The 8,185-nt window shown below is 55.1% G+C and carries 8 protein-coding genes; all 8 read left to right on the plus strand.

Annotation, left to right across the window (positions count from 1 at the left end; genetic code table 11):
- The coding region (locus tag JUK32_RS17605) for a hypothetical protein (protein WP_204140173.1) at positions 1–262 on the plus strand (262 nt) is incomplete at its 5' end.
- 405 nt (positions 263–667) lie between these two features.
- Entirely contained in the window at positions 668–1,909 is a 1,242-nt protein-coding gene (locus JUK32_RS17610) for a glycosyltransferase family 4 protein (protein ID WP_204140174.1), read from the plus strand.
- On the plus strand, positions 1,910–2,608 hold the full coding sequence (locus tag JUK32_RS17615) for a sugar transferase (protein WP_204140175.1): 699 nt from the start codon (positions 1,910–1,912) through the stop codon (positions 2,606–2,608).
- 128 nt (positions 2,609–2,736) lie between these two features.
- A complete protein-coding gene (locus JUK32_RS17620) occupies positions 2,737–3,453 on the plus strand; it encodes a WbqC family protein (RefSeq protein WP_204140176.1) in 717 nt (238 codons plus the stop codon).
- Positions 3,454–3,491: 38 nt separating this feature from the next.
- The gene (locus JUK32_RS17625; RefSeq protein ID WP_204140177.1) at positions 3,492–4,160 is read left to right on the plus strand and encodes a PIG-L deacetylase family protein; all 669 of its coding nucleotides are present in this window, start codon (positions 3,492–3,494) and stop codon (positions 4,158–4,160) included.
- A gap of 11 nt (positions 4,161–4,171) precedes the next feature.
- Entirely contained in the window at positions 4,172–5,539 is a 1,368-nt protein-coding gene (locus JUK32_RS17630; protein ID WP_204140178.1) for a cytochrome P450, read from the plus strand.
- Positions 5,540–5,656: 117 nt separating this feature from the next.
- Entirely contained in the window at positions 5,657–6,742 is a 1,086-nt protein-coding gene (locus tag JUK32_RS17635; RefSeq protein WP_204140179.1) for a GNAT family N-acetyltransferase, read from the plus strand.
- A gap of 2 nt (positions 6,743–6,744) precedes the next feature.
- Positions 6,745–7,911 (plus strand): DegT/DnrJ/EryC1/StrS aminotransferase family protein, encoded by a 1,167-nt coding sequence (locus tag JUK32_RS17640; RefSeq protein WP_204140180.1) that lies wholly within the window; start codon positions 6,745–6,747, stop codon positions 7,909–7,911.
- Positions 7,912–8,185 lie beyond the last annotated feature (274 nt).

Below are 8,185 nucleotides of genomic sequence, written 5' to 3' on the forward strand. Positions count from 1 at the left end.
CACAGATGGCTCCCCTTCTCAATCTGAGAATCTAGCTACATCAATACTCTCAGGACTTTTCTGCACCACTAAGGAATTTTTAGTCTCATATCCACGAACATTTCAGACTCATTATTACGATTTTTGTATCCCTCAAAATAATTTTCAAAAGGCAAAGTGGCAAGATCAAACTTTAGTCATCTACTACATTATTGATAGTCAATCTTGTCCTAGTCATCAACTCTCTCTCAAGGGAATGAAATCAGTCATTTCAGTTTTCTAGACGATGACGACACATCTATTTTCCGGCATTTTTTTAATCAGTGGAGCACTCCAAACCGGGCTTTATAGAACTGCATTCGAGAGCGAGGAGTCAATAGCGGCATATCTTCGTCGGTGACAGCATTTTGCCAAATTGGGATATTGCCAATTTTTAACAGCAATTTCAGTCAGTGATGAGAAGGGTACTGCTTAACCTGGGGATGGACGCTCTCAAAGCAAGCCCTTTCGCCTTTTCTTGCCGGTCGAGAGGGCCATTCTCAACCCCGGCTCCTCACGGAGCTGAGGTTGGAATGACGACAATTTACACCGCTAATCAACAAAGTTGTGAGCGACATTAATCCATCATTTCCTAGTCAGTAAGGCGAACTTTTTACGACAATCCGGCTATTTATTCGACATTCAAAGAATGAAAGTATTACATATTTGCTCCATTGGGGTGACCGCTAAAGTTTTGCTGTCACCACAAATCAATTACTTACAATCTCGGGGCTTAGATGTCCATATTGTTTGTTCGTCTGATGAGGTGGCTAAAGCCCTCAGTCAGCAAGGATATACCCTGCATCTGATTAATATCGATCGCAAAATTGCGCCCTTGGGTAATCTCATGAGCCTGGTGAAATTGTTTCAGCTTATGCAGCGAGAACAGTACGATTTGGTGCATGTTCACACGTCAATTGCCGCCTTTTTGGGGCGGATTGCGGCCAAGCTGGCCGGGGTTCCCCGCATCGTCTATACCGCTCACGGGTATCCCTTTCACGACCAGTTACCCCGCGCTAAATATTGGTTCTACTTTGGGCTTGAAAAATGCTGTGCGAGTCTAACCGATCTGTTTCTCACCCAAAGCTATGAAGACTGGGTTGACAGCTCGCGTCTAAGGCTATGCCCAGCCCGCAAAGTGCGACATCTCAATAATGGTGTTGACAGTCAGCGATTTAGTCGGGAGCGGCTCGACCCCAAGCAGCAGCAGATGTTGCGGCAGTCCTTCCATATTCCCCTTGAGGCCGGCCCCATCATCGGCACGATTGGTCGCCTGACTCGCGAAAAGGGCTTTGCTTATCTGATTGAAGCCTTTGCCCAACTGGCAGCGCAATTTCCCCAGGCGCGGCTGCTGATTGTGGGCAGCGAACTCAAGACCGACCCCGACCCGTTTGAGGCTGAACTGCTTCAGCGATCGCTGGCCTTAGGAATTCGCGATCGCATCGTCTTTACGGGATTTCGCGACGACATTCCAGAGCTGCTGGGACTGCTGGATGTCTTTACCCTGCCGACCTATTTTGGCGAGGGGTTACCCCGCTCCATTTTGGAAGCGATGGCCATGGGGCTGCCCATCGTCACCACTGACATTCGTGGCTGTCGCGAGGCGGTGCAGCCTGACGTGAATGGCTACATTGTGCCGCCGCGCGACAGCTCACAGTTAGCCGACGCATTGACCAAACTGCTAGCCGATCCGGCTTTGCGGCAGCAGTTTGGTCGGGCGAGTCGCGATCGCGTCGAGCGTGAATATGACGAACGGTTGGTATTCCAACGCTTAGAGCAGGCCTACCGCGACCTCGGCCTGGTTGTTGCCAAACAGCCGACAGCCGAGTGGGTGCTATCTGGCGCGGCGGTGATTGCCGCTGAGAATTCGATGGGTTATGGAGGACACTAAATGAACCTGACGGCTTCACCTTGGTCACGGGCGCACTGGCAGCAAGTGCAACAAAAATATTGCTCTGAACGCCCGCAGCGCCGCTGGCATCTTTGGGGCAAACGCTGGGCCGATTTGCTATTGGCGGGCTTGGGGCTAGTGCTGATTGCCCCGTTGTTGGGCGTGATCGCGATCGCCATCCGCCTCAGTTCTCCCGGCCCCATCTTTTTTGTGCAAGAACGGCTGGGGCAATACGGCCAGTCGTTTCAGATCTATAAGTTCCGCACGATGGTGGATGGAGCCGTTCGCCTGGGGGCCGGACTCGACACCTTTGAGGGCGACCCCCGCGTGACCGCTGTTGGCAAGGTGCTGCGGGAATATCACCTCGACGAACTCCCCCAACTATTCAACGTTCTGCGGGGGGAAATGAGTTTAGTGGGGCCTCGGCCACTGTTGCCATCCTCGTTAGCGACTTATCAGGACTGGGAAAAGCGGCGGCTGCTCCTCCCGCCTGGCATGACGGCCTGGGAAGCTGTGCAGGGAGGCTTGCTAAACACCATTGATGAGCGCATTGCCCTCGACGTTTGGTATGTAGACCATTTCACCCTGTGGTTAGATGGCTGGATTTTGCTAAAAACCATTCCCGTCGTCCTTGCCAAGGAGGGAGTTTACGGTGAAAACGGCTCCGAAAAAGGTCGAGAGTCCCAATCTAGGGCATAGCGTTTTGACTAGAAAGGCGACTCAAAAAACAGTTTGATCCAACTGATTTTTGTCGGATATTTTCAAGCTAATTTAAGTGATTTTTTGGTCTTGACAGGCTGTTCATCTAATTCTTTGAGGTTGATAAAATGACGATTGTAGCCATTCACCAAACTCAATATATCCCCTATTTAGGTTTCTTTCACAAATTATCTCAAGCTGACATTTTTGTCGTGATGGACAATGTCGAGTTTCTCCGTCGAGGGCTTCAGCATCGTAACAAGATCAAAACTGTCAAGGGGGGGCAGTGGCTCACTGTACCCGTTCTGCATCAACAAAAGCAACTCATAAACGAAGTCGTAATCAATCGCGACTATCCCTGGGCGAGGAAACATTGGGGCACGATTTGCACTAACTATTCACCGGCTGCTTACTTTGATCTATATGCCGGAGAGCTGCAAGAAATTCTGTTTCGAGACTGGGAGAAATTGCACGACTTGAACATTGCCCTGATGGTGTGGGCGATGCGAAAACTGGAGATTAGAATCCCAGTTATTTATCTCTCTGACTTGCCCGTGCGAGGAAGTAGAACCCAACGTCTTGTGGAAGCCTGCCAGGCAGTGAATGCTACCACTTACATCTCTGGAGTGGGCGGCAAAAACTATATGGATCTTGAGCAATTTTCGGCGGCCAATATCGAGGTGATCTGGCAAGAATTTACCCCGCCGACCTATTCCCAGTTATTTCCTGAAGTGGACTTTATTCCGAATCTTTCTATTCTCGATGTGCTGTTTTGTTGTGGCCCAGAGAGTCGCAATTTTTTGGATGAGCAGGCCAATGTAACCGAGGCTTTAGCCACCGCTTAGCCGCCTCGCTGTCCCGTCGTGATTTGGACCCACCACCCATGAGTCAGTCGATTGTAGTGATTGCGCCTCACCCTGACGATGAGGTGCTGGGATGCGGGGGAGCGATCGCCCGCCACACTGACGGCGGCGACGATGTCCACATTGTCGCTGTCACCCGTGCTGATCCAGACCTTTATCCCGCTGAGGAGGAAGTCGCTTTTCGCGAAGAGGTGAAAGCCGCCCATCAGGTGTTGGGGGTGGCGAGCACGGTCTATCTCGATTTTCCGGCACCCCGCTTAGACACTATCGCGAGCTATCAACTGGCGGCGGCGATCGCCCAGGTGATTTGCCAACTCCGGCCTCACACGGTTTACCTGCCCCATCACGGCGACCTCCATGCTGACCACCAGCGAGTGTATGAGGCGACCTTGGTCGCGGCGCGGCCAATCAACGGCTGCTCGGTGCGGCAACTGCTCGCTTACGAAACCCTGTCGGAAACGGAATGGGCCCCGCCCCGCGCCGATTGCGCCTTTGTGCCGACGACCTTCATCAATATCGAACCTTACCTGGCGACCAAGCTCAAGGCCATGACCTGCTACCGCAGCGAGCTTAAAGCTTTTCCCCACCCGCGATCGCTAGAGGCTTTGACCGCCCTCGCCAAGTTGCGCGGTGCCGCGGCTGGCTTGGCCGCCGCCGAAGCTTTCACCATGATTCGACAAATTCTATGAGGCCTCCCACCATGACATCCACCTCGCTCCGGCCGCCCGTTGCGCCCCTGCCCGAACCCAAAGGGTATCCCCTGGTTGGCAACGCCCTCGATTACCGACTGCATCCCCTCGATTTCTACACCCACTGTGCAGAGTTGGGGGATATGGTGAGGCTGCGATTTGGCAAACATCCCGTCTATTTTGTGAATCATCCTGACCTGATCAAGTCGGTGTTGGTGACTCATGGGGCCTGCTTTATGGGTCGGGCTGCGGGCCGCGAATCGCGTTTTTTTGACCCGCTGTTTGGCCACGGTCTCGCCGTGAGTGAAGGGACGTTTTGGCGACGGATGCGGCGCTTAGTGCAGCCCGTATTTCAGCGGCAGCATTTAGCCGCATATGGTGACATCGCAGTCACCCTGGCGCAGGCCGAATTGGCGACTTGGCCGAGGGCTCAGTGGCTTGGCATTCGCGATCGCACGACCCGCCTCACCCGCAAAATCGTCGCCAAAATCTGCTTTGGCGAAGCGGGTATCACCCATTTCACCTCGATCAATACCGTTTTGGATGCCGCGCTCGCCGAGTATGACCACCGCGATCGCAACTGGCTGCTCTATCTACTGCCGGAACACTTTCCCACCCCCAGCAATCGCCGCTATCAGCAGGCGGCCAAAGACCTGGATGTGCTGCTGTATGACCTGATCGCAACCCAACGTCGCACCCAGGCCGATGATGGCTCGATGCTCACCCAACTCTTGCAAGTGCAGGATGACACGGGGGCGGGCATGAGCGATCGCGAAATCCGGGACGAGTTGGTGAACGTGGTCATTGGCCACGATACCCTCTCGGATGTGTTGGGTTGGGCCTGGTGGCAGATGGCTCAACACCCTGAGGTGGAAGCCCAGTTAGTCGCAGAATGGCAAACGGTATTGAACGGGCGATCGCCAACGCTGGCCGATCTGCCTCAACTGACCTATACCGAACGAGTCATCACCGAAACGCTGCGGCTATACCCCTTGGCCTGGGTCACGGGCCGCGTCTGCACCCAGGCTTGCGAGATTGACGGTCACCCCATTCACCCAGGCGAAAACGTCGTTATGTGCCAGTGGGTCACTCACTACGACCCGCGCTTCTTTGACCAACCGCACGAATTTAATCCCGATCGCTGGGCTCCTGAAACGGCCAAGCACCTGCCCCCCTATGCCTATTATCCCTTTGGCGGCGGAGCCCGGGCCTGCATTGGGCGCGGCCTCACCATGATGGAAACCGTTTTGCTATTGGCCGAAATTGGGCAACGCTTCTGCCTGCATCCGTTTCCTCACCAAACCATTACCCCTCACCCTGGACCTTCTTTCTCCCTGCGACCACAACCGGCTTTGCAAATGGAATTGCTGTCTCGATAAGGCTGGACTAAGAACGGGCGTACGCCTTGTCACCCAATCACCCAGTCACCCAGCCCCCAACTATCCAGTCACCCAACCACCCAACCACCCAGTCACCCAGTTACCCACTATCGACCTATGCAACTCACCTTTCTCTCCCCCAACCATCCCCAATGGTCGGCATTGCTTCGCGATGTGCCCCATGACATCTACCATCTGCCGGGTTATCTCACCCTCGAAGCCCAGCGCCTAAATACGCTACCAGAGGCGGCTTTGATCACCGAGGGGGCGGCGGCCATTCTGTTGCCCTATCTGTTGCGGAGCGATCGCGGCGCGCTGGCCAATGACGAGTTGATGCCAGAAGTCTTTGATGTGGCCTCACCCTATGGCTATGCCGGTTTCGTGCAAAATGCCGCCGCCCGCGATCGCCCCGACTTTGTGGCGGCGGCGCTGCAAACCTTAAAGCAAGGATTGCAGGAGCGGGGCGTCTGCTCAGCCTTTTTCCGCCTGCACCCCATTTTGGATGCAGACTTAGAGACCGGGCTTACAGAGGAGGCGGACTGTTTTCAAGGGGAAACGGTCTCCATTGACCTGTCTCTAACCGAAGCCGACCTTTGGAGCCAGACTCGCCGCAGTCACCGCAGTCATATTAAACGTGCCCGCCGGGAAGGCTTGACCGCGCGCATCGTGCCCTGGCAGGAAGCGTTGCCCACGTTTGTCAGTGTTTATTTTGAAACCATGTCACGGGTGGGCGCAGCCGACCGTTATCTAGAGTTTGACGAAGCGTACTTTGCCGAGCTAGGGCAAGTGTTGGGCGATCGCCTGCACCTGTGCCTAGTGGAAAAGGAGAACGCAGTTGCTGCCGCTGGCCTCTATACCGAATGGCACGGCATCATCCAGGCGATCTTTGGCGGCACCCGCACGGCTTTCCTAAAGCTGTCTCCCAGCACCTTAGAAACTTACAGCGTCGCCCTTTGGGCGCAGACCCGTGGCTGCCGTTGGTTGCATCTGGGGGGCGGGGTTGGCGCGGGCGATGATCCCCTGTTTTGCTACAAATCGGGCTTTTCAAAGCAACGCCACCGCTTTCACACACTGCGGCTAATTACCAATACCGAGCAATATCACACGCTGGTTAACCGCCGCGCTAGAGCGCTGAGCGTCACGCCGCAGACCCTTTATGCCACTAACTATTTCCCAACTTATCGCGCTGCGATTGGAGCATAACGATGCCAACTACAACCTTTCCAAAACCGATTTTATTGTCTCCCCCGCATTTAAGCGATCGCGAACTGGTCTACGTTCACGAGGCGTTTACGACGAACTGGATCGCCCCGGTTGGCCCCAATGTGGATGCTTTTGAAACCGAATTTTGTCAGGCGATCGGCGCGGGGTATGGCGCGGCGGTCAGTTCGGGCACGGCGGCGCTGCATTTGGCTTTGCGATTGGCGGGGGTCGGCCCAGGCGATGAAGTGTTTTGCTCCACTCTGACCTTTGTGGCGACGGCTAATCCGATTGTATATTTGGGGGCGACCCCGGTCTTTATCGACAGCGATCGCACCTCCTGGAATATGGACCCCGACTTACTCGCGGCGGCGCTGCACCAGCGGGCCAAACAGGGGAAGCTGCCTAAAGCCGTTGTCGTTGTGCATCTCTACGGGCAAAGTGCCGACCTAGAGCCGATGGTTGAGGTGTGCGATCGCTACGACATTCCCCTGATTGAGGATGCCGCTGAATCTCTGGGAGCCACCTATCAGGGGCGCTCACCGGGGACGTTTGGCCGCATGGGCATCTTCTCTTTCAACGGCAACAAAATCATTACCACGTCAGGCGGCGGCATGTTAGTGAGCGATCGTGCCGACCTCATCCAAAAAGCTCGGTTTCTTGCCACCCAGGCGCGCGACCCGGCTCCGCACTACCAACATTCACACCTGGGCTACAACTACCGCCTGAGTAATGTCTTAGCGGGCATCGGCCGGGGACAGCTACAGGTGTTGGGCGATCGCGTCGATGCCCGGCGGCGCAACTTTGAGCGCTATTATCGCAACTTGGCTGATCTCCCTGGCCTTGAGTTCATGCCCGGAGCCAGCTACGGCAGCGGCACTCGCTGGCTGACCTGTCTGACGATTGATGCCGCTAAGTTTGGCGGCGATCGCGAAGAGGTTCGCCTGGCCCTCACCGCCGCCCAGATCGAGTCTCGCCCAGTTTGGAAACCGCTACATCTGCAACCGATCTTCTCGGGCTGCGAATGTATCGGGGGTCAAGTTGCGGAATCGTTGTTTGCGACGGGGCTTTGCTTGCCCTCGGGGTCAAGTCTGACCGAAGCCGAGGGCGATCGCGTGGCCAGAGTCATTCGGCGGCAACATCTCTCCCTCTATGCGCAAAGCGTGGCCTGATTCAGTGTCAGAGTTGAATGCTCGATTGACGAAAGCCGCGATCGCGGACAAACCGATCCACTTCATGCTGATCCTGACGCGGTCTTCATCTTGTCTCTGAGGGCGTTCATGCGAGCCTGAATCTGAATCTAACCCCGTCTAGGTTGAAAACTGGAGTTGTGCTTGCCCGTCAAAACCTCACCTAACCTCTCCTTGAAAAGGCTACTAAGTACACACAAGTCATGTTGTAGTAGGATGCTGCCAGAAAACATGGGGTCATCGAGATGGAGAATCC

Source organism: Halomicronema sp. CCY15110 (assembly GCF_016888165.1).
In the GTDB taxonomy this organism is placed as follows: domain Bacteria; phylum Cyanobacteriota; class Cyanobacteriia; order Phormidesmidales; family Phormidesmidaceae; genus Halomicronema.